The following is a 20,526-nucleotide window of genomic DNA, read 5'->3' on the forward strand; positions in this document are numbered from 1 at the left end:
ACCGTGAGCGACGCCTCACGCGACTCATCCATGCCAATCACGCACCATGTCTGAACACTTCGATTCCCTGGAAACACGTGCCCCCGACGTCCGCGCACAGGCTTTGCTGGCGGCGCTGTCGCGCCAGGTTGCGCATGCCAAGGCGCATGCGCCTTATTTTGCCGAGGTCCTGCGCGAGGTGGATCCGCGCGGGCTGGACTCACGCGCGGCGCTGGCGGCGTTGCCGGTGACGCGCAAGTCCGAGCTGACGGCGCGGCAGAAGGCGATGCCGCCGCTGGGCGGGCTCAACGCGACGCCGCTGGGCGGGCTGCGGCATATCTTCCAGTCTCCGGGTCCGATCCACGAGCCGGACGGGCATGGCGCCGACTGGTGGCGCATCGCCCGCGCCATGTTCGCGGCGGGCTTCCGCGCGGGCGATCTCGTCTACAACACCTTCTCCTACCATTTCACGCCGGCCGGCATGATGATGGAAAGCGGTGCCCATCGCCTGGGTTGCTGCGTGTTTCCCGCTGGCGTGGGGCAGACCGAATCGCAGGTGCAGGCGCTGGCCAGCCTGCAGCCGGCGGCTTATGCGGGCACCCCGTCCTTTCTCAAGCTGCTGCTGGAAAAGGGTGACGAACTCGGCTTGCCTTGCCCTGGCCTGGGCAAGGCGCTGGTATCCGGCGAGGCGCTGCCGCCCTCGCTGCGCGCCTGGTTCGGCGAGCGCGGCATCCGGGTGCAGCAGATGTATGGCAGCGCCGACGTGGGCCTGATCGCCTACGAGACCCAGGGGGGCGACGGCTGGGTGGTGGACGAGAACGTGCTGGTGGAGATCGTCGAGCCGGGCGGCACGCAGCCGCTGCCCGAGGGCGAGACCGGCGAGGTGGTGGTGACGGTGCTGGGCAATGGCGACTATCCGCTGATCCGCTTCGGCACGGGCGACCTGTCCGCGTTCGTGGCCGGCTCAGGCGAGCGCGCCAGTCCGTGCGGGCGCACCAACGTACGCCTGAAGGGCTGGCTGGGCCGCGCCGACCAGACCACCAAGGTCAAGGGCATGTTCGTGCATCCCGGGCAGGTGGGCGAGGTAGTGCGGCGCCATCCGGAGGTGCGCGCCGCGCGCCTGGTGGTGACGGGCAGCGTGGGCGCCGACGTCATGACCCTGCATTGCGATGCCACCCGCGACGATGCCGGCCTGGCGCAGGCCATCGGCGAATCACTGCGCGAAGTGATGCGGCTGCGCGGCGAGGTGCGCTTCGTGGCGGCGGGTTCGCTGCCGCAGGATGGCAAGGTGATCGAGGACGCGCGGCGTTACGACTGAGCGCGGCCGCCGCGCATCGCGCCGGCGTTGCCGCCGCCCGGCGCGCAGGACAGTGCAATGCGCTCAGACCGCGAGTCCCAGGCGGGCACGGGCCTCGTTGTACTCGGCCTGCATGCGCGCCACGATTTCGCCGGCGGTGGGGATGTCGTGGATCTGGCCCACGCCCTGGCCGGCGCCCCAGACGTCCTTCCACGCCTTGGCCTTGGAGGCGCCGCTGGAGAAGTCCATCTTGGTCTTGTCTGCCTCGGGCAGGTTTTGCGGGTCCAGCCCGGACGCCTCGATGCTCTCGCGGATGTAATTGCCGTGCACGCCGGTGAACAGGTTGGTGTAGATGATGTCGGCAGCGGCCGAGGTGGTGATCGACTGCTTGTAGGCCTCGCTGGCGTGCGCTTCCTGCGAGGCGATAAAGCGCGTGCCCACATAGGCGAAGTCCGCGCCCATGGCCTGCGCGGCCAGCACCGATTCACCGGTGGCGATGGAGCCCGACAGCGCGATCACGCCGTCGAAGATCTTGCGCACTTCGCCCACCAGCGCGAACGGCGACAGCGTGCCGGCATGGCCGCCGGCGCCGGCCGCCACCAGGATCAGGCCGTCCACGCCGGCCTCGATGGCCTTCTCGGCGTGGCGGATGCTGATGACGTCGTGCAGCACGATGCCGCCGTAGCTGTGCACCGCGTCGATCATCTCCTTGGGCGGGGCGCGCAGCGAGGTAATGAAGATCGGCACCTTGTGGTCCACGCACACCTTGACGTCGTGCTCCAGCCGCACATTGGACGCGTGCACGATCTGGTTGACGGCGATCGGCCCCACCGGCTGGCCCGGGTTGGCGGCGCGGAAGGTGGCGAGTTCCTCCTCCATTTGCGTCAGCCACTCGCCCAGCATCTCGGCCGGACGCGCATTCAGCGCGGGGAAGGAGCCGACGATGCCGGCCTTGCATTGCGCCAGCACCAGTTCCGGGTAGCTGACGATGAACATCGGCGAGGAAATCACGGGCAGCGCCAGGTTTTGCAGGGCCTGGGGCAGTTGTTTGGCGGCGGGCATGGTGTCTCCTGAACCACGTGCGGGCGCCGGCGGCGCCCTGGATGTGAACGATCGTTCGATTATAGGTAGTTTCGGCTTGCGGGCGTTAGAAGGGGCAATCTATGCCGGGACGGTCGCTTCTCTCCACCATAGTCCAACGGCGCGGGGGGCGAAGCCGTGCGCCCCGGCATGGGTGGTCCGGCGCGCGCGTCAACAAGGAAGAAACCGGGCTGCGCGATGCGGCATGCCGTGGGCGCTTCGCTTGCCTCCCGGCGATCCGTGCGAGCAAAAAAAACCCCGCTACGCCGCGGGGCAACTACCACGAAGACTGATAGGAAGAGACGGAAGGGCACCTGCCAATGCCGCGTCCGCACACCGGACTATAGGTCCCGTCTGTGACGGGCTGAAGACGCTCGCATGAAAGCGGGATGACGGTTGCATCGATGGCGTGCGGCCGCGCGCGGCGCATGAAAAACGGCGCCCGCGGGCGCCGTCGATCGGGGCAAGGTGCTTCAGATCTTTTCCAGCAGCAAGCCCTTCAGGTACTCGCCTTCCGGGAAGGCTGCCAGCATCGGGTGGTCGGTGCCGGCGGACAGGCGGCGCAGGATGCGCGCATCGACGCGCGCGTCGGTGGCTGCGCCCGCCACGATCTTCTGGAACAGCTCCATGCTGATCGCGCCCGAGCAGGAGTAGGTGAACAGCAGGCCGCCCGGGCGCAGCAACTGCATGCCGACCAGGTTGATCTCCTTGTAGGCACGCGCGGCGCGGTCGATGTGCTGGGCCGAGGGGGCGAACTTCGGCGGGTCGAGCACCACCAGGTCGAACTGACGGCCTTCGGCGCGGAACTGGCGCAGCGACTTGAACACATCGGCGTCGAGCCAGGTGGCGCGTTCGGCGTCGAAACCGTTCAGGGAGACATTGCCCGCTGCGATCTTGAGCGCCTCGCCGGAAGAGTCGATCGAGGTCACCGAAGTGGCGCCGCCGCGCAGCGCCGCCAGCGAGAAGCCACCGGTGTAGCAGAAGCAGTTGAGCACTTCGCGGCCATTGGCGAGGTCGCCCACCAGCTTGCGGTTGTCGCGCTGGTCGACGTAGAAGCCGGTCTTGTGGCCGCTCCTCACGTCCACGTAGTAGCGCACGCCGTGCTCGGTGACGCTGAGTTCCGGGTCCGGCTCGGCGCCGGCCAGCACGCCGGTCACCAGCGCCAGGCCTTCGCGCTCGCGCACGGCGGCATCCGAGCGTTCGTACACGTTGGGGCAGCCGGTTTCCTTGACGAGCGCCTGCACTAGCGCGTCTTTCCAGGCTTCCACGCCGGCCGAGTTGAACTGGCATACCAGCTGGCCGTTGGCACCGCTGCCGTAGTGATCGACGATCAGCCCGGGCAGGCGGTCGGCTTCGCCGAAGATCAGCCGCACGGCGTCGCTGTCCTTCACCCACTGCTTGCGATGGGCCAGCGCGGCGGACACGCGCCGCTTGAACATGGCGTGGTCGACCGGCTCGTTCTCGTCGAAGGTCCACGCCCGCACACGGATCTGGGAGGAGGGGCTGTAGGCGCCGCGTGCCAGGAAGCGGCCATCCGCGGCACGGACGATCACGGTGCTGCCGGGTTCGCAGCGGCCTTCGGTGGCGGCCACGCCGGTGGCGTAGACCCAGGGATGGCGGCGCAGCAGGGATTTTTCCTTGCCGGGCTTGAGGGTGATGGTGTTCATGGTTTGTTGTTCTGGGTCTGCCGGGGATTCGGCAGCAAAGGCATGGAAGCGCCAAACGGGGCCGAGCGGTGCACCAACGCCGCCTGAAGTGCCCGAGGGTTGTGGCTCCCACTGCCCCAATCCCTCGCGCAAGCGGGAGAGGGGAGCTCGGCAGCGGGAGCGGGACGACACCGGCAAGCCCGGTACAGCCCCGGCCTGCCCTCGCTCATCCGCCTACAGCACCACCTTGACCATCGGGTGCGAAGTCAGCGCGCGGTACAGGTCGTCGAGCTGCTCGCGGCTGGTGACCCATACCGTGACGGTCAGGCCGAGGTAGTTGCCCTTGCTCGAGGGGCGCATTTCCATCTTGCCGGCGTGGAAGCCGGGATCGAAGCCCTGCACCAGCGTCACGATGGCTTCGGCGAAGCCGTCCTGCATGCTCCCCATCACCTTGATGGGGAAATGGCTGGGATATTCGATCAGCGACTCGCGCGGCGGGATGTTGCCCGGCGTGCCCTTGTCGGAATTGTCGGCGCTCATGTCGGAGCCCTCCTTACTTGCGCTTGAACCACAGGCGGATGGTATCCCACAGGCGGCCGAAGAAGCCTGCCTCCGGCACTTCTTCCAGCGCCACCACCGGGAACTCGGCCACCTTGGTGGCGCCGTCCATCAGCTTGACCGTGCCGACCTGCTGTCCGGCGGCGATCGGGGCCACCAGCAGTTCCTGGCGCTCCAGCACCGGCTTGATACGGCTGCCCGTGCCCTTGGGCACGGTGATGTAGGTCTCTTCCTTGACGCCGATCTTGATGGTGGACGCCTTGCCCTTGTAGACATCGGGCGTGGCCAGTACCTGGCCGCGGTCGTACAGGCGCAGGGTGTCGAAGAACTGGAAGCCGTAATTGAGGATCTTCAGGCTTTCCTGCGTGCGGGACGACTCGGTGGCGGTGCCGATCACGATCGAGACCAGGCGGCGCGAACCGTTCGGCACATTGGCCAGCGGACGCTTGGCCGATGAGATCAGGCAGTAGCCGGCCGACTTGGTGTGGCCGGTCTTGAGGCCGTCCACGGTGGGGTCGATGTAGAGCAGGCGGTTGCGGTTGGGCTGGCGGATCTTGTTGTAGGTGAATTCCTTCTGCGAGTACATGCTGTAGTACTCGGGGAAATCCTTGACGATGCGCGTGGTCAGCGTGGCCAGATCCATGGCCGTGGTGTAGTGGTTCGGATCGGGAATGCCGTCGGTATTGCTGAAGTGGGTGTTCATCATGCCCATGCGCTGGGCCTCGCGATTCATCATCGCCACAAAGCCTTCTTCCGAGCCGCCCACGGCTTCGGCCAGCGCCAGCGCCGCGTCATTGCCAGACTGCACGATCAGGCCCAGCAGCAGGTCCTGCACGCTGACCGGCTTGTTGGCTTCCAGGAACATGCGCGATTCGTCGCTCTTGACCTTCTGCACGATCGTGGTCGGCACCACGGTCTGGTCCAGCGTGAGGCGCTTTTCCTTGAGTGCCGCGAAGGCCAGGTAGGCGGTCATCAGCTTGGTCAGCGAAGCCGGCTCGATGCGCACATCCGCGTTCTGCGAAGCCAGGGCCTGGCCGCTGGTGACGTCAAACAGCATCCAGGACTTGGCCGCCACCTGCGGCATCGGCACGCCCTGGGCGCGCACGGGGGCTGCTGCAAGTACGGTGGCGGTGCCGATGACGGCGGCGGCGACCAGGGCGGACGTGTTGGCGGACGCGAAAAACGGCGTGGCTCTATTCAACATGTTTCAATTTCCAACAAAGAAAAGGGGGCGGAGAGTGCTTCCGGCGACATGGCGGCGCGGCGCGCCGGCCCGGTCACTGGTCCCACGCATTGACGACGAGCTGCTTGATCAGGTGCAGCTTGCGGTGAAAGAAGTGGTCGGCGCCGGGGATCACGATCACCGGCAGCTCCTGCGGGCGGGCCCAGTCGAACACGCTGGCCAGCGGCACGGTGTCGTCCTGCTCGCCATGGATGACGATGGTGTCGGCCGGCACCGGCGCCACTTCCCAGCGGCTGGCGGCGGTCCCGACCATGGCCAGGCGCTGCACCGGCGTGCCGGCTTCGGCCAGGCGCCGGGCCACGTGGCTGGCCACGAAGCTGCCGAAGGAAAATCCGCCCAGCGCCAGCGGCAGCGTGGCGGCATCCGGCGACCACGCGGTCTGGGTGCGCATCCAGGCAATCACGGCCAGCAGGTCGTCCTGCTCGCCCACGCCGTTGTCATGGGTGCCTGCGCTGCCGCCGACGCCACGGAAGTTGGGGCGCACGGTGGCATAGCCCAGCTGCACGAAAGAGCGCGCCAGCGTCTGCGCCACCTTGTTGTCCTTGGTGCCGCCGAACAGCGGGTGCGGATGGGCCACCAGCGCCAGGCCGCGCGGGGCTTCGGACTGGGGCAGGTCGACCGAGATGTCGATGGCGCCGGCGGGGCCGGTAACGGTGAGTACCTGGGTATGCGCGTTCATGGAAGCAGGAAGCGGGGTGACTGGAACCAGGCGCGGTGGCGCCCGGGTTCAGCGGTTCGTCGTTGCGGCCGGTCGGCGATCGATCATCAGGCGTTCGACCGGCTTGCCGCCCACCAGATGGCTGTCGATGATCTCGTCGATGTCCTGCTCGTCGACGAAGGTGTACCAGACGGCCTCGGGATAGACCACCAGCACCGGGCCGAGTTCACAGCGGTTCAGGCAGCCGGCCTTGTTGATGCGCACGCGGCCTTCGCCGCCGGCAATGCCGAGCGCCTTGCAGCGCTTCTTGGCGTACTCCTGCATGGCCTTGGCGTTGTGATCGGCGCAGCAGGCGCCGCCGTCCTCGCGCTGGTTGAGGCAGAAGAAAACGTGGTGCTGGTAGTAGCTGCTCATGCGTGGTGCGCGTATCGGCGGCAATCCGGCGCCAGATGGGGCCAGGGCCGCGGCCGGCCGCCAGGAAATGGGTGGAAGGGCTGAATTATACGGCGTCATGCGAGTCGGCTTGACGCTTTGCACTGCCGCCGCGACGCCACGCAACACTAGCCCGTCCCAGGGGTGGCGTAGCGCGCACCCATGCAAGCCGGATCTTCCGGATTTCCGGATCGGCGTTTTCCGGATTTCCGGAAAACTGGAGTGAAGACGCGGTCGCTTCAACCGTTTTCTTTTGAAATCAGTGACTTGGCGCCGTGCCTGCGGCTGGCACGCCAGTTGCGATCGTTTTAGCAGACGCGCTCCATCCGCAAGGGCGTGCAGACCTGCCGCCGCCGCGGCGGCAGGCACGGTCAAAACACCGAGGACGACATCATGAGGAAACCCTTTTACAAGATCCTGTACGTGCAGGTGCTGTTCGCTATCGCGGTCGGTATCGTGCTCGGGCATTACTGGCCCGATACGGGCGTGGCGATGAAGCCGTTGGGCGACGGTTTCATCAAGCTGATCAAGATGATCATCGGGCCGATCATCTTCTGTACCGTGGTGTCCGGCATCGCCGGCATGCGCGACATGAAGAAGGTGGGCCGGGTCGGCGGCAAGGCGCTGCTGTACTTCGAGGTGATCTCCACCTTTGCGCTGCTGATTGGCCTGCTGGCCGCGCATGCGCTCAAGCCGGGGGTCGGGTTCAATATCGATCCCGCCACGCTCGATACCAAGTCGATCGCGCAATATGTGTCCAAGGCGCACGGCCAGAGCACGGTCGAGTTCTTCATGCATATCATCCCGGACACGATCTTCAGTGCTTTCGCCAACGGCGACATCCTGCAGATCCTGCTGGTTTCCCTGTTCTTCGGCTCGGCGCTGGCGGCCATGGGCGACCGCTCCAAGATCGTGTTCGATCTGGTCGAGCAGGTTTCCAAGGTGTTCTTCCACATCGTGCATGTGATCACCAAGGTGGCGCCGCTCGGCGCCTTCGGCGCGATGGCCTTCACCATCGGCAAGTACGGCCTGGGTTCGCTGGTGCCGCTGCTCAAGCTGATCGGCACCTTCTACTTCACCGCGATCGTCTTCGTGGTGGTGGTGCTGGGCACGGTGGCTCGCCTGACAGGTTTCTCCATCTTCCGCTTTGTCGCCTACATCAAGGAAGAGCTGCTGATCGTGCTGGGTACCAGCTCGTCGGAAGCGGCGTTGCCGCACCTGATGGAAAAGCTGGAAAACCTGGGCTGCTCCAAATCGGTGGTGGGGCTGGTGGTGCCCACGGGCTACTCGTTCAACCTTGACGGCACCAATATCTACATGACCATGGCGGTGATCTTCATCGCCCAGGCCACCGGCATCGAACTCACGCTGCTGCAGCAGGTCACCATCCTGGGCGTGGCGATGATCACCTCCAAGGGCGCCAGCGGCGTGACCGGCTCCGGCTTTATCACGCTGGCCGCCACGCTGGCCGTGGTGCCGGATATCCCGGTCGCGGGCATGGTGCTGATCCTCGGCATCGACCGCTTCATGAGCGAATGCCGCGCGCTGACCAATATCATCGGCAACGGCGTGGCGACGGTGGTGATGTCGGCGTGGGAGCGCGAGCTCGATCGCACGCAGCTCGACCGCATGCTGCGCCGTGGCGGCGATGAAACGGCCGAACTTGCCGACACCGGCACCGGCGTCCGCTGAGGTTCCGGCCTCCGGGGCGGCTGCGCCTGCCGGCGCGGCCCGCCAGCGGGTATCATCGGCGCGTGTTCCTTCGCCTGCGCCGATGCCACATTCCGACGATTTCCTCGCCGTGCATGATCCCGCTTCCGCCCGCCAGGTGCATGCACCCGGCGACGGCGGCGGTACCTGGCGGGGCTTTGCCGCGGCGCTGGCCGCCGGCCTGGTAGCGCTGTGCTCGCTGACCTGGCTGGTTTCGGTGCAGCGCGGCGTCGACGGCCTGCAGCAAACCACGGCCACCCGCGCCGACCGCTACGCGGCCACGCTGGAGAGCACGCTCGACCGCTACGAGTTCCTCCCCGCGCTGGTCTCGCTCCATCCCTTCGTACACGACCTGCTGGCCGCGCCCGGTGATCCCGCGCGCGTGGCCGCGGCCAACCGCTACCTGGCCGAGGTCAACCGCCGCGCGCGCGCCTCGGCCACCTATGTGATCGCCGCGAACGGCCTCGCGCTGGCCGCCAGCAACCATGACCAGCCGGGCAGCTTCGTCGGCACCGACTACCGCTTCCGCCCGTATTTCCAGAGCGCCGCACGCGGCGAGATCGGGCGCTTCTATGCCATCGGCGTCACCAGCGACGAACCCGGCTACTACATTGCGCAACCCGTGAAGGTGGGCGGCCGCGTGGTGGGCGTGACGGTCGTCAAGCTCAACCTGGAATGGTTCCAGCGCGCGGGCGCCGGGGGTACCGAGCCGGTGATGGTGAGCGACGACCATGGCGTGATCTTTCTCTCGTCGGTGCCCGGCTGGCAGTACCGCACCTTGCAGCCGCTGCCGCCCGAGCTGCAATCCGAACTCGACCGGACCCGCCAGTACCACGACCAGCAGGTCCGGCCGCTACCGCTGGAAGCATTGCAATCGCCGGTCACCCACTGGCTCGGCAAGACCGTGCTGGGCGAGGGCGCGCGGCTGGTGCGCATCGGTGCCGGCGGCAGTGCCGAGCGTTACCTGGAGGTCAGCCGCAAGGTGGGCCCGGCCGACTGGACCATGCAGGTGATGGCGGCGCTCGACCCGGTGCTGGCCAGCGCGCGCAATGCCACGGTGGCGGCGGCACTGGCTTATGCCTGCATGTGCCTGCTGCTGTTCAACTGGCGCCAGCGCAGGCAGCGCGCGCGCGACATCGAGTATGGCAGGCGCCTGCTCGAAGCCGCCTATGACGAACTCGAGCGCCGCGTCGAGGCGCGCACCGCCGACCTGATGGCCATCAACGAGCAGCTGGAGGCCGAGGTGGCGGAGCGTACCCGCGCCGAGAGCGAGCTGCGCGCGGCGCAGGACGAGCTGGTGCAGGCCAGCAAGCTGGCCGCCCTGGGCCAGATGGCTGCTGGCATCACGCACGAGCTGAACCAGCCGCTGGCGGCGCTGCGCACGTTTTCCGACAATACCCGCGTGCTGCTGGAGCGCGGCAAGCTCGACGCCGCCACCGACAACCTGGCCGCCATCGCCGACCTGACCGAGCGCATGGGCAAGATCACCGGGCAGCTCAAGCTGTTTGCCGGCAAGGCGCGCCAGCGCCGCCACGCGGTCTATGTGCGCGCCGCGCTGGATCACGTGCTGGCGCTGATGGCGCCGCGGCTCGCCCTGGTCACGCTGAAGGTGGAGGGCCTGTCGCAGCCGCCCGGGCCCGCGGTGTGGGCCGACGAGCTCAAGCTGGAGCAGGTGCTGCTCAACCTGCTCGGCAACGCGCTCGACGCGCTGGCCGCTGCCGCGCCGGACGGGCCGTGCGTGGAAGTGGCGGTCACCGGGCAGGGCGAGACCGTCGCCATCGCGGTGCGGGACAATGGCACCGGCATCGCCGCCGATGCGCTGCCGAGGCTGTTCGAGCCCTTCTTCACCACCAAGGAGATCGGCCAGGGGCTGGGCCTCGGTTTGGCCATCTCCACGTCGATCGTGCGCGAGTTCGGCGGCCAGCTGAGCGCGGCCGACCGGCCCGGCGGCGGCGCCGAATTCGTGGTGGTGCTGCGGCGCGCACCCTCGCCCGACGGCGCGGCGCCTCGCGCCGCCGTCAATTCCATCTCTCCTTCCCACACTGACACTGAGTGAGCATCGCCATGCAAGACGGATTGCGTGTCCTGTTCGTCGAAGACGAACCCCTGGTACGCCAGGCTACCGCGCAGAGCCTGGAGCTGGCTGGCTTCACCGTGCTGGCGCTGCCCTCGGCCGAAGCCGCCATGCCGCACCTGTCGCCGGACTTCCCCGGCGTGCTGGTGACGGATGTGCGCCTGACCGGCGCCAGCGGCCTGGACCTGCTGCAGCACTGCCGCAACGCGGCACCGGGCGTGCCGGTGATCCTGGTCACCGGGCACGGCGATATCACCATGGCGGTACAGGCCATGCGCGAAGGCGCCTACGACTTTATCGAGAAGCCTTTCGGCGCCGACCGCCTGACCGAGACCGTGCGCCGCGCGCTGGAGCGGCGCGCGCTGGAGCTGGAAAACCACGCCTTGCGGCGCGAGCTGGCCGGCCCGGCGGCGGGTACCCGCATCATCGGGCGCTCGCCGGCCATCGGGCAGGTGCGCACGCTGGTGGCCAATGTCGCCGCCACCGACGTGCCGGTGATGATCAATGGCGAGACCGGCACCGGCAAGGAACTGGTGGCGCGCAGCCTGCATGCCTTGTCGCCGCGGCATCTTGCGCCCTTTGTCGCGCTGAATTGCGGCGCGGTGCCCGAGGCTATCTTCGAGAGCGAGATGTTCGGCCACGAGGCGGGCGCCTTCACCGGCGCCGGCAAGCGCCGCGTAGGCAAGCTGGAGCATGCCTCGGGCGGCACGCTGTTCCTCGACGAGATCGAAAGCATGCCGCTGGCGCTGCAGGTCAAGCTGCTGCGCGTGCTGCAGGAGGGCACGCTGGAGCGGCTGGGGTCCAATGCCTCGATCGCGATCGATGTGCGCATCGTGGCGGCGGCCAAGGGGGATATGGAAGCGCTGGTGGCGCAAGGCACGTTCCGCCAGGATCTCTACTACCGGCTCAACGTGGTGACCATCCCGCTGCCGCCACTGCGCGAGCGGCGCGAGGACATCGTGCCGCTGTTCGAGCATTTCATGCTGGTGGCGGCGGTGCGCTACCAGCGCCCGGCGCCCATCCTGTCCGAGCTGCAGCGCCAGGCGCTGATGCAGCGCGCGTGGCCCGGCAATGTGCGCGAACTGCGCAACGCCGCCGACCGCCTGGTGCTGGGCGTGCCCGAAGGCGGCACGCGCGCCGATGCGCTCGACGACTCCACTCCGCTCAAGGAGCGCATGGAGCACTACGAGCGCGCGGTGATCGCCGATACGCTGGCGCGCACCGGCGGCGCGGTCAGCCAGGCGGCGGACCTGTTGCAGGTGGGCAAGGCCACGCTGTACGACAAGATCAAGCGTTACGGGCTGTAGCGCCGCGTCCGCTCAGCGCCACATATCCCGCATGCGCCCGGCCAGATCCAGCTTGGGCAGCTGCGCCCTGGCAGGCGCGTCCGCCACCGGCGGAGGCGGCGGCCAGGCCCGGCTATGGAACAGCGGCATCACGCGGTTGGGCAGGAAGCGCGTGCGCGATGCATAGACGTGGCGGTCGCCGTAGCCGGTCTGCTGGTGCACATAGAAGCGCTGCGGCACCACGATGTCGAGGTGGTCGCGCGCGCGGGTCATGGCCACGTACAGCAGGCGGCGCTCTTCCTCGATTTCCTCGGTGGTGCCGGTGGCCAGGTCCGAAGGCATGCAGCCGTCGACCGCGTTGAGCACGTAGACCGCCTTCCACTCCTGGCCCTTGGCCGAGTGGATGGTGGACAGGATCAGGTAATCCTCGTCGCGCAGCGGCACGCCGGATTCGTCGCTCGAGGCATCCGGCGGGTCGAGCGTGAGCTCGGTCAGGAAGCGTTCGCGCGAGGCGTAGGTGGCGGCGATGCGTTCCAGCTGCTGCAGGTCGGCCGCGCGGGCCGGGGCGTCGTCGTGCAGCCGCTCCAGATGCGGCTGGTACCACGCCACCACCTGCTCGAAGGCGGATGGCCACGGTGCGGCGGGCGCCATCAGGCTGCGCGCCAGCGCCAGCAGGTCGGGCCAGGCTTCGGCCGCCGCGGGCGGCGCCTCGAACGATTCCAGCGCGAACAGCGGCTCGGTGGCGATCTCGACCGCATCGAGCACGCGTGCCGCGGTCTTGGGCCCCACGCCGGGCAATAGCTGCAGGCTGCGGAAGCCCGCCATGCGGTCGCGCGGGTTCTCCAGCCAGCGCACCACTGCCAGCACATCCTTGACGTGGGTGGATTCCAGGAATTTCAGGCCGCCGAACTTGACGAAGGGGATGTTGCGCCGGACCAGCTCGATCTCGAGCTGGGCGCTGTGGTCGGCGGCGCGGAACAGCACCGCCTGCGACAGCAGCGCCAGCCCGGCTTCGCGCCGCGCCAGGATCTGTTCGACCACATAGCGGGCCTGGTCGGCTTCGTCGTTGACCACGACGATGTCCGGTTTCTCGGCCGAGCCGCGCTCCGACCACAGGTCCTTGGTATAGCGCTCGGCCGCCAGGCCGATCACCGCATTGGCGGCGGCCAGGATGGGCTGGGTCGAGCGGTAGTTCTGCGACAGCGTGACCATGTCGGCCGGCGGCGCGAACTGCGCGGGGAAATCGAGGATATTGCGTACCGTGGCGCCGCGGAAGGCGTAGATCGACTGGGCATCGTCGCCCACCACGGTCAGGCCGCGCCCGTCGGGTTTGAGCGCGAGCAGGATGGCGGCCTGCAGCGCGTTGGTGTCCTGGTATTCGTCCACCAGCACGTGGTCGAAACGCGCGCCCATATCCTGCGCCAGCGCGGGTTCGGCCAGCGCCTGGGCCCAGTAGAGCAGCAGGTCGTCGTAGTCGAGCACCTGCTGCTTTTGCTTGGCTTGCACGTAGCCGGCAAACAGGCCGCGCAGCGCGTCCGTCCACATGGCGTAGCGCGGAAACCACTGCTTCAGCACGTCCTCGAGCGGGGCCTGCGTGTTGACCACGCGCGAATAGATCGACAGGCAGGTTTCCTTGCGCGGAAACCGCGAGGCCTGCGCGGACAGCCCGAGATCGTGCCGCACCACATTCATCAGGTCGGCGGCGTCGCCGCGGTCGCTGATGGTGAAGCTGGGCGACAGGCCGAGCGTCTCCGCATATTCACGCAACAGGCGCGCGCCGATGGCGTGGAAGGTGCCCGACCAGGTCAGCGCCGCGCGTCCCGCGCCGCAGGCCTGCATGCCGAGCGCCTGGTCGACGATGCGTTCGACCCGCCGCCCCATCTCCGACGCCGCGCGGCGCGAGAACGTCAGCAGCAGGATGCGGCGCGGATCGGCGCCGCCCAGCACCAGGTGCGCGACGCGGTGCGCCAGTGTGTTGGTCTTGCCCGAGCCGGCACCGGCAATGATCAGCAGCGGCGCCGCAGGCTCGTGCGTTACGGCCGCGCGCTGTTCCGGATTGAGCGTGGCAAGGTAGGCGGGCGTGGCGGGCGCCTGCGCCGCGACGTTCACGGCGTCGGCATCGGGCCGCCTGATGGCGGGTGCGTCGCAAGGCGCGGCGGCGGGATCGGGATCGAGTAACACGGCAAAGGCCTTTGGGGGTGCCGGGTTGCGCGGGTGCAGTGCCAGGCATGGGCGGAGAAAGCTGCCGGTAACTGTATATCCATACAGGCGGCGCGCGCAAGCCGTGGCCGCCGCGGCATCGTCATGGCAACAAAAAAGGTGCCATGGAAGGCACCTTTCTGGCGGGGCAGGTGGGGGCCGCGCGTATCAGGCGGCCTTGGCGAGTGCGCCATCGAGCAGCTTGTGCAGCGCGTCCCATTCGGGTTCGCCAACGTAGCGCTTGAGGATGTGCCCGTCCTTGTCGATCACGAAGGTGGTGGGGGTGAGCTGCACTTCGCCGAATGCCTTGGCGGCGGTACCGTCCGAATCCATCGCCACCTTGAACGGCAGCTGGCGCGTCTGCGCATAGTTCATCACGTACATGGGCGGGTCGTAGCTCATTGCCACCGCCACGAACTCCAGGCCCTTACCCTTGAACTTGTCATAGGTGCGGACCATTTCCGGCATCTCCTTGACGCAGGTGACGCAGCTGGTGGCCCAGAAGTTGACCAGGTAGACCTTGCCCTTGAGATCGGCGGTGCTGATCTTTTCGCCCGACAGCAGCGTGAAGGTGGCGGGCGGCGCCGCATTGGCCGGCGCGATGGCGCGATAGCCGAACCAGCCCAGCACGGCAACCAGCAGCACGGCCGCGAACACAGGCCAGAGCTTGCGTGGGGCCGGGCTTGCCGCGACGGCGGCGGTGGGGGGCTTGGGGGAAACGGAGGTCGTCATGATGCTCGCCGACAGGTCAGACAGACTGCCATTCTACTGCCGCTGCCGCAGCGCTGCCGAAGGCGTTCGGGCGGGCCGTTCCGCTGCGACGATTAGCCGCAGCATTGCGGCGGCGGCCGGGCGGGGCTGCCGCCGCTTCAGCGCGGCGCGCCGGCCAGCGCCGCGCGGGCCTGGTCGAGCGCCTGTTCCAGGTAGGCGCCGTAGAAATCGGGCTGCATGCCGCGCAGCGGCGTAGCCAGCGAGCGGCCGCGCGCGTCGAGGAAAAGTACCGTGGGCGCCGCCGCCACATTGCGGCTGCGGGCCCATTCGCGTGCCGTGGTCATGCTGCCGTCTGCGTTGCGCAACGGCGTGTTCGCCGTCATGTCGAGCTCCCGCGCCACGATCTCGCCGGCCGCGGCCTGCGGGCCCAGGTAGTTGCGCCGCACGGTTTCGCAGTACACGCAGCCGGGCAGCGTTACCAGCACCACCAGCGGCTCGCCCCGGCTGGATGCCGCCGCGCCTTGCGCGGCAAGGTCGGTCACCGCGGGCAGGGGGGCGGCGGCCATGGCGCTGGCGCTCGCCGTGGCCAGGGCGGCACCCAGCGCCGCCGCGCCGGCAAGGTATGCCGAGGCCAGGGCGCGCCGGGCGCGGATGCGGCGCGATGATTGCGGAATCGACGAGGATTGCATGGAATGGCGAAGTGGACGAGCGCTGGCACGCGGGTTCCCCGATAATAGCGGCTTCCGTCCGTATTCGTGGCGCCGCGCCGGCGGGCCCTGGGTGCGGGATCGCACAATCCCAGGCTAGGTCCGCCGCACGCCTGCCCTATCCGTTGCCGTGATGTCCCACCCCTGGTTCTCCCGCCTGTCGGCGTCCGCGCTTGCCACCGTCATCGCCGTCGCGGCGCTGGCCGCCTGTTCGCCGCGCTATGACTGGCGCACCATCCAGTCCAATGAAGGCGCCTATGCTGCACTCTATCCGGGCAAGCCGACCGGCGCCGCGCGCGAGGTGGCGATTGCCGGGCGCCGGCTGCCGATGACGATGGACGCGGCCCGGGTCGACGAGACCCTGTTCGCGGTCGGCGTGGTGACCTTGCCGGCCGACGATGCGGCGCTGCGCGAGGCGGCGCTCGCGTCGATGCAGGCGGGATTGCTGGGCAACCTGGGACCCCATTCCGCCGATGCGGTCAAGACCCGCAAGGTGACGGTGATGTCGGCCGCAACGCCTGCCGTGGCGCTCGCCGGCGTGGAGTTGCAGGTGGCCGCGGTATCGCCGCAGGACCAGTCGCCGCGGCGGCTCACGGCGCGGCTGGTGGCTTCGGGCGTGCACGTGTACCAGGCGGTCGTGCTGGAAGCCGGCGAGGCCGCCCGCGACCAGCGCCAGGCTGAGCAGATCGACCAGTTCCTGACTGGCTTCCATCCGTTCTGATTTTTTTCGTGGCCGCTGCGCGCCACCGGTTTTTTCGAGGGAGTAACGTAATGCGTTGGGATGTATGGCTGGCCTATTTCGCTGCCTGTTGGGTGATTGCCGTGTCGCCGGGTTCGGGCGCCGTGTTGTCGATGAGCCATGGCCTGTCTTACGGGCTGCGCAAGACCACCACCACGATTTTCGGCCTGCAGACCGGGCTGGTGATCATTCTGCTGGTGGCCGGTGGCGGCCTTGGCGCGCTGCTGCTGGCGTCCGAGCATGCCTTCGCCGTGGTCAAGACGGTCGGCGCGCTCTACCTGGTCTACCTGGGCGTGCAGCAATGGCGCGCGCGGGTGGAGGAGGGCGGGCAGGACGATGCATCGCGGGGCGCCCCCGAGGCGCCGCGCGTTGCCGTGCTGAGCCCGCGCCGCCGGTTTGCCACGGGCTTGCTGACCAATGTCACCAATCCCAAGGGCATTATCTTCATGGTGGCGGTGCTGCCGCAGTTCATCGATCCGCACCACCCGCTCGGGCCCCAGCTTGCCATCCTGGCAGCGACCATGTGCGGCGTGGACCTGGTGGTGATGCACGGCTACGCGCTGCTGGCCTCGCGCATGCGCGGCCTGTTCCGCAATGCGCGCGCGGTGCGCTGGCAGAACCGCGTGTTCGGCGGTGTGCTGGTGGCCGTGGGCACCGCACTGTTCTTCGTCAGGCGCCACCCGGCCGCCTGATCTATCGCTGGCTTCCCGCGGGCGCGTTTGCTTCAATAGGAGAGGCGAGCCGGCAGACCCGCCATCCAGGCGGAGCGGATCGCACCGAAAGACGACCCAAGCGGAGATAAGCAATGCGAAGCGCTTCCACCAGGCTGGCCCTGTTGCATGCGCGGCCGGCCCATACCGTGCCGCCGATGGAGGAGCCGGTGCCACCTGGCATCCCGCCCGACCTGCCGCCGATCGAGGAGCCCCCTCCGCCGTCGGAGCCGCCGGTCGCCGTGCCGCCGCCGCGCCGGCGCGGCTGAGGCAGCTCGGCCGCAGGCGGTACAAGTGGTACGGCAAGGCCGCGCAACGACGCCGGCATCTTCTTGAAATAACCGCTAAGGCGTGCGCAAGGCGCGGCGGTACTGGATTGCCTCGCCCACATGGCCGGGCTGCAATGGCCCTGCCCCCTCCAGGTCCGCCACCGTGCGGGCAATCTTGAGTACCCGGAAATAGGCGCGCGCCGACCAGGCCAGCTTGGTCATGGCGCCGCGCAGCAATGCCTGCGCCTCGGGCGTCAGCGGGCAGTGCAGGTCGATTTCGCGGCCGGACAGGGCGGCGTTGGGTTTGCCCTGCCGCGCCTGCTGGCGGCCGCGGGCGGCCAGCACGCGCTGGCGGACGTCGGCGCTGGACTCGCCGGGCGGGCCGTCGAGCATTTCCTGCTGGTCCTGGGCCGGCACCTCCACCTGGAGGTCGATGCGGTCGAGCAGCGGGCCGGATAGCCGGGACTGGTAGCGCAGCACCTGGTCCGGCGTGCAGCGGCAGGGACGGGAAGGGTGCCCCAGGTAGCCGCACGGGCAGGGATTCATGGCGGCGACAAACTGGAAGCGGGCGGGAAAGTCGGCCTGGCGCGTGGCGCGCGAGATGGTGACGCGGCCCGATTCGAGCGGCTCGCGCAGGACTTCCAGCACGCGCCTGTCGAACTCCGGCAGTTCATCGAGAAACAGCACGCCGTGATGGGCAAGCGAGATCTCGCCGGGGCGGGGGTTGCCGCCGCCACCCACCAGGGCGGCCGCGGAAGCCGTGTGATGTGGCGACCGGTAGGGCCGCTCGCGCCAGCGGGCGGGATGAAAGCCCGCCGCGGTGAGGCTCTGCACCGCGGCGGATTCGAGCGCTTCCTCCAGCGTCATGGGCGGCAGCAGGCCGGGAAAGCGCTGCGCCAGCATGGATTTGCCGGTGCCGGGCGGCCCCACCAGCAAGGCCGAGTGCTGGCCCGCCGCCGCGATTTCCATGGCGCGGCGCGCCTGCGCCTGTCCGCGGACGTCGCGCATGTCGGGGCCGGCGGGGTCGTCCGCGCCGAGTTGCACCAGCGGCTCCGCGCGCACCAGCCGGGCCTCGGGCAGGGGGCCAAGGTGAGCGCAGACTTCCAGCAGCGAGCTTGCGGCATATACCGTGACACCGTCGATCAAGGCCGCCTCGGGCGCGTTCTCCGCCGCCACCACGAAGCTGCGCGGCGGACCCGCGCCCGCCGCCTGCCGCGCCGTATTGTCGCGTCCCAGGCTCATCGCCATGGCCAGCGCCCCGCGCACCGGGCGCAGCTCGCCGGAAAGCGAGAGCTCGCCGGCGAACTCGCTGGCATCCAGTCCATCCAGCGGGACCTGCCCGCTGGCGGCAAGGATGCCGAGCGCGATCGGCAGGTCGAAGCGGCCGGATTCCTTGGGCAGGTCGGCGGGCGCCAGGTTTACGGTGATGCGCCGGCTGGGAAACTCGAAACGGCTGTTGAGGATGGCCGCGCGCACCCGCTCGCGGCTCTCGCGCACTTCGGTATCGGCCAGGCCCACGATATTGAAGGCGGGCAGGCCATTGGCCAGATGCACCTCGACCGACACCAGCGGCGCCTCGAGGCCGGTCAGCGCCCGGCTGCGCAGGAGGGCGAGGCTCATCTCACTCCGGAAGGGTCAAGGAAGTGTTAACGAAAATGGCCGCCGGAATACGGCGGCCATCCTGGCGGTCGGGATGCGAGCCCGGGGTCATCGGCCCCCTCGGGCGTGCGCTGTGCCCAAGGGCTTCAGCCGGTGACAGGCGTGTCGGAGCCGCCGGAGGCGCGGCTTTCCAGCGCGAGCACGCGGGCTTCCAGTTCTTCCAGGCGTGCGCGGGTACGCGCCAGTACTTGCGACTGCACATCGAATTCCTCGCGGGTGACGAGGTCGAGCTTGGAGAAGCCCTGCGTCATCATGCTGCGCACGTTTTTCTCGATGTCCTTGGCGGGAGAGTTGCGCAAGGCTTCGCTGACCTTGCTCTGGAAATCGTTGAACAGGTCGCTGGGTTTCATGGTGATTCTCCTTTTGCACTGTGTTGGTGCGGGTGTCTGGGTGGGCGGCATCGGCATGCTGCATTGCGGTGCACCCGGCTGGGGCGCGGTCTAAGGCGGTGCTTGCCCGGCACTTGCCGCCAGCATGGGCCGATTATCGCGCGTCAGGCGCGCCCAGGAAAGCGCCAGCGCGGGCTGGTAACACCTTTTAACGTCTGGGCGGATGCGGCTAGTGCGCCAGAGCAACAAATCCGGGCGGCCCTTGCGTCATATTGAAACCCATGGAAGACCCCAGCCTGGCCTGGCACGGCAGTTGCAGTAATGATTCCGGGAGTCTGGATTCACAAATCACTTTTAAGCACGCGAGTACCGAGCCAGAGGAAAAGGAGAACAAATCCATGAAGAAGTTGGCCTTTGCAGTCAGCGCCAGTGCAGTTGTACTTTGCGGCCTCACATCCGCCGCCTTTGCCCAGAGCACCGCTCAGGAGGGGGGGGCATCCACCGATGCCGCCGCGGCGCAAGCCTCGCCTCACACCTTCACTGCCAACGTGACCCTGGCCAGCGAATATCGCTACCGCGGCCTGATGCAGACCAACCGCCGGCCGGCAATCCAGGGCGGCTTCGACTATTCGCATTCGAGCGGTTTCTACCTGGGTAACTGGAACTCGAGCATCAGCTGGCTGGGCGACAGCAACGCCAAGGTGTCCGCGCCGATCGAAATGGACTTCTACGGCGGCTTCAAGAACACCTTCACGCTGGCCGGCCTGGAATGGAACTACGACGTCGGCGTGCTGCAGTACTACTACCCTGGCGACTACCCGAACGGCTTCACGCGTCCGTACACCACCGAAGCCTACGCCGGCATCGGCTACGGCCCCGTGTTCTTCAAGTACTCGCAGGCGCTGACCAACCTGTTCGGCTTCGCCGACAGCAAGTACAGCTACTACGCCGACCTGTCGGCCAACGTGCCGCTGAACTTCTGGGACCTGACGCTGAATGCGCACGTGGGCTACCAGAATGTGAAACACGTGAACAGCGCCTCCTACACGGACTGGAAGCTGGGCCTGACCAAGGACCTGGGCAAGGGCTTCTCGCTGTCGGTGGCCTATATCGACACCAATGCCCACAAGTCGGTCTATACCAATACATCCGGTCGCTATGTCGGCAAGGCCACGGCCTGGGCGGCGATCACCAAGACTTTCTAAACACGCATCAGGTTGAGCGGGCGCCGGACGGATAC

At 68.2% G+C, this 20,526-nt stretch carries 19 protein-coding genes; 8 read left to right on the forward strand and 11 right to left on the reverse strand.

All coding sequences use genetic code 11. The features are described from left to right. Nucleotides 1-46: 46 nt before the first annotated feature. Nucleotides 47-1,297, forward strand: a complete 1,251-nt coding sequence (locus AC3FOF_RS20620) for a phenylacetate--CoA ligase family protein (protein ID WP_035806705.1) — start codon at nt 47-49, stop codon at nt 1,295-1,297. Between the two features lie 63 nt (nt 1,298-1,360). Here AC3FOF_RS20620 and AC3FOF_RS20625 read toward each other — a convergent pair whose 3' ends face one another. The 6 genes from AC3FOF_RS20625 to AC3FOF_RS20650 form a co-directional block, all read right to left on the reverse strand. Beyond that, nucleotides 1,361-2,338, reverse strand: coding sequence for an NAD(P)H-dependent flavin oxidoreductase (locus tag AC3FOF_RS20625; RefSeq protein ID WP_017224674.1), 978 nt, complete (start codon nt 2,336-2,338; stop codon nt 1,361-1,363). 491 nt (nt 2,339-2,829) lie between these two features. Continuing rightward, complete coding sequence (locus tag AC3FOF_RS20630; RefSeq protein ID WP_488727644.1) at nt 2,830-4,023, reverse strand: class I SAM-dependent rRNA methyltransferase; 1,194 nt, start codon at nt 4,021-4,023, stop codon at nt 2,830-2,832. Between the two features lie 213 nt (nt 4,024-4,236). Further along, nucleotides 4,237-4,542, reverse strand: a complete 306-nt coding sequence (locus tag AC3FOF_RS20635; RefSeq protein WP_017224672.1) for a YbeD family protein — start codon at nt 4,540-4,542, stop codon at nt 4,237-4,239. 13 nt (nt 4,543-4,555) lie between these two features. Continuing rightward, nucleotides 4,556-5,764 (reverse strand): D-alanyl-D-alanine carboxypeptidase family protein, encoded by a 1,209-nt coding sequence (locus AC3FOF_RS20640; protein WP_488727645.1) that lies wholly within the window; start codon nt 5,762-5,764, stop codon nt 4,556-4,558. 73 nt (nt 5,765-5,837) lie between these two features. Further along, complete coding sequence (locus AC3FOF_RS20645) at nt 5,838-6,482, reverse strand: alpha/beta hydrolase (protein ID WP_017224670.1); 645 nt, start codon at nt 6,480-6,482, stop codon at nt 5,838-5,840. A 48-nt stretch (nt 6,483-6,530) separates the two neighbouring features. Then, on the reverse strand, nt 6,531-6,875 hold the full coding sequence (locus tag AC3FOF_RS20650) for a (2Fe-2S) ferredoxin domain-containing protein (RefSeq protein WP_017224669.1): 345 nt from the start codon (nt 6,873-6,875) through the stop codon (nt 6,531-6,533). 411 nt (nt 6,876-7,286) lie between these two features. On the opposite strand from AC3FOF_RS20650, the gene AC3FOF_RS20655 reads away from it, so the two are divergent. The 3 genes from AC3FOF_RS20655 (at nt 7,287) to AC3FOF_RS20665 (ending at nt 11,984) form a co-directional block, all read left to right on the forward strand. Further along, nucleotides 7,287-8,585, forward strand: a complete 1,299-nt coding sequence (locus AC3FOF_RS20655) for a dicarboxylate/amino acid:cation symporter (protein WP_035806708.1) — start codon at nt 7,287-7,289, stop codon at nt 8,583-8,585. Between the two features lie 82 nt (nt 8,586-8,667). Beyond that, entirely contained in the window at nt 8,668-10,659 is a 1,992-nt protein-coding gene (locus AC3FOF_RS20660) for a sensor histidine kinase (protein WP_276263482.1), read from the forward strand. Between the two features lie 8 nt (nt 10,660-10,667). Then, nucleotides 10,668-11,984 (forward strand): sigma-54-dependent transcriptional regulator, encoded by a 1,317-nt coding sequence (locus AC3FOF_RS20665; protein WP_276263483.1) that lies wholly within the window; start codon nt 10,668-10,670, stop codon nt 11,982-11,984. Between the two features lie 12 nt (nt 11,985-11,996). On the opposite strand, the gene AC3FOF_RS20670 is transcribed toward AC3FOF_RS20665, so the two are convergent. The 3 genes from AC3FOF_RS20670 to AC3FOF_RS20680 form a co-directional block, all read right to left on the reverse strand. Then, nucleotides 11,997-14,096, reverse strand: coding sequence for an ATP-dependent helicase (locus tag AC3FOF_RS20670; RefSeq protein WP_488727686.1), 2,100 nt, complete (start codon nt 14,094-14,096; stop codon nt 11,997-11,999). 234 nt (nt 14,097-14,330) lie between these two features. Further along, nucleotides 14,331-14,894 carry a TlpA disulfide reductase family protein gene (locus AC3FOF_RS20675; protein WP_017224850.1) on the reverse strand — a complete coding sequence of 188 codons (564 nt, stop codon included), beginning with the start codon at nt 14,892-14,894 and terminating at the stop codon, nt 14,331-14,333. Nucleotides 14,895-15,031: 137 nt separating this feature from the next. Beyond that, nucleotides 15,032-15,439, reverse strand: a complete 408-nt coding sequence (locus AC3FOF_RS20680; RefSeq protein WP_488727687.1) for a thioredoxin fold domain-containing protein — start codon at nt 15,437-15,439, stop codon at nt 15,032-15,034. 274 nt (nt 15,440-15,713) lie between these two features. On the opposite strand from AC3FOF_RS20680, the gene AC3FOF_RS20685 reads away from it, so the two are divergent. The 3 genes from AC3FOF_RS20685 to AC3FOF_RS20695 all read left to right on the forward strand — a co-directional run bounded on the left by AC3FOF_RS20685 (nt 15,714) and on the right by AC3FOF_RS20695 (nt 17,298). Continuing rightward, nucleotides 15,714-16,301 (forward strand): hypothetical protein, encoded by a 588-nt coding sequence (locus AC3FOF_RS20685; protein WP_488727646.1) that lies wholly within the window; start codon nt 15,714-15,716, stop codon nt 16,299-16,301. Between the two features lie 50 nt (nt 16,302-16,351). After that, the gene (locus AC3FOF_RS20690) at nt 16,352-17,011 is read left to right on the forward strand and encodes a LysE family transporter (RefSeq protein WP_488727647.1); all 660 of its coding nucleotides are present in this window, start codon (nt 16,352-16,354) and stop codon (nt 17,009-17,011) included. A gap of 113 nt (nt 17,012-17,124) precedes the next feature. Next, a complete protein-coding gene (locus AC3FOF_RS20695) occupies nt 17,125-17,298 on the forward strand; it encodes a hypothetical protein (RefSeq protein WP_276266630.1) in 174 nt (57 codons plus the stop codon). A gap of 75 nt (nt 17,299-17,373) precedes the next feature. Here AC3FOF_RS20695 and AC3FOF_RS20700 read toward each other — a convergent pair whose 3' ends face one another. Together AC3FOF_RS20700 and AC3FOF_RS20705 are read right to left on the reverse strand one after the other, a co-directional pair. After that, nucleotides 17,374-18,918 carry a YifB family Mg chelatase-like AAA ATPase gene (locus AC3FOF_RS20700; protein WP_488727648.1) on the reverse strand — a complete coding sequence of 515 codons (1,545 nt, stop codon included), beginning with the start codon at nt 18,916-18,918 and terminating at the stop codon, nt 17,374-17,376. A 125-nt stretch (nt 18,919-19,043) separates the two neighbouring features. Continuing rightward, entirely contained in the window at nt 19,044-19,307 is a 264-nt protein-coding gene (locus AC3FOF_RS20705; RefSeq protein WP_017225132.1) for an accessory factor UbiK family protein, read from the reverse strand. Nucleotides 19,308-19,684: 377 nt separating this feature from the next. Between AC3FOF_RS20705 and AC3FOF_RS20710 the strand changes: the two genes are divergently transcribed. Next, nucleotides 19,685-20,491: a TorF family putative porin gene (locus tag AC3FOF_RS20710; RefSeq protein ID WP_488727649.1), complete on the forward strand. Its 807-nt coding sequence runs from the start codon at nt 19,685-19,687 to the stop codon at nt 20,489-20,491. Nucleotides 20,492-20,526: the final 35 nt, after the last annotated feature.

The organism is Cupriavidus sp. 96C5-1, from assembly GCF_057798855.1.

Coding starts and splice junctions, on each gene's coding strand:
- AC3FOF_RS20620 (WP_035806705.1), top strand. CDS start 47: ATGTCTGAACACTTCGATTCCCTGGAAACACGTGCCCCCGACGTCCGC.
- AC3FOF_RS20625 (WP_017224674.1), bottom strand. CDS start 2,338: ATGCCCGCCGCCAAACAACTGCCCCAGGCCCTGCAAAACCTGGCGCTG.
- AC3FOF_RS20630 (WP_488727644.1), bottom strand. CDS start 4,023: ATGAACACCATCACCCTCAAGCCCGGCAAGGAAAAATCCCTGCTGCGC.
- AC3FOF_RS20635 (WP_017224672.1), bottom strand. CDS start 4,542: ATGAGCGCCGACAATTCCGACAAGGGCACGCCGGGCAACATCCCGCCG.
- AC3FOF_RS20640 (WP_488727645.1), bottom strand. CDS start 5,764: ATGTTGAATAGAGCCACGCCGTTTTTCGCGTCCGCCAACACGTCCGCC.
- AC3FOF_RS20645 (WP_017224670.1), bottom strand. CDS start 6,482: ATGAACGCGCATACCCAGGTACTCACCGTTACCGGCCCCGCCGGCGCC.
- AC3FOF_RS20650 (WP_017224669.1), bottom strand. CDS start 6,875: ATGAGCAGCTACTACCAGCACCACGTTTTCTTCTGCCTCAACCAGCGC.
- AC3FOF_RS20655 (WP_035806708.1), top strand. CDS start 7,287: ATGAGGAAACCCTTTTACAAGATCCTGTACGTGCAGGTGCTGTTCGCT.
- AC3FOF_RS20660 (WP_276263482.1), top strand. CDS start 8,668: ATGCCACATTCCGACGATTTCCTCGCCGTGCATGATCCCGCTTCCGCC.
- AC3FOF_RS20665 (WP_276263483.1), top strand. CDS start 10,668: ATGCAAGACGGATTGCGTGTCCTGTTCGTCGAAGACGAACCCCTGGTA.
- AC3FOF_RS20675 (WP_017224850.1), bottom strand. CDS start 14,894: ATGACGACCTCCGTTTCCCCCAAGCCCCCCACCGCCGCCGTCGCGGCA.
- AC3FOF_RS20680 (WP_488727687.1), bottom strand. CDS start 15,439: ATGGCCGCCGCCCCCCTGCCCGCGGTGACCGACCTTGCCGCGCAAGGC.
- AC3FOF_RS20685 (WP_488727646.1), top strand. CDS start 15,714: ATGTCCCACCCCTGGTTCTCCCGCCTGTCGGCGTCCGCGCTTGCCACC.
- AC3FOF_RS20690 (WP_488727647.1), top strand. CDS start 16,352: ATGCGTTGGGATGTATGGCTGGCCTATTTCGCTGCCTGTTGGGTGATT.
- AC3FOF_RS20695 (WP_276266630.1), top strand. CDS start 17,125: ATGCGAAGCGCTTCCACCAGGCTGGCCCTGTTGCATGCGCGGCCGGCC.
- AC3FOF_RS20700 (WP_488727648.1), bottom strand. CDS start 18,918: ATGAGCCTCGCCCTCCTGCGCAGCCGGGCGCTGACCGGCCTCGAGGCG.
- AC3FOF_RS20705 (WP_017225132.1), bottom strand. CDS start 19,307: ATGAAACCCAGCGACCTGTTCAACGATTTCCAGAGCAAGGTCAGCGAA.
- AC3FOF_RS20710 (WP_488727649.1), top strand. CDS start 19,685: ATGAAGAAGTTGGCCTTTGCAGTCAGCGCCAGTGCAGTTGTACTTTGC.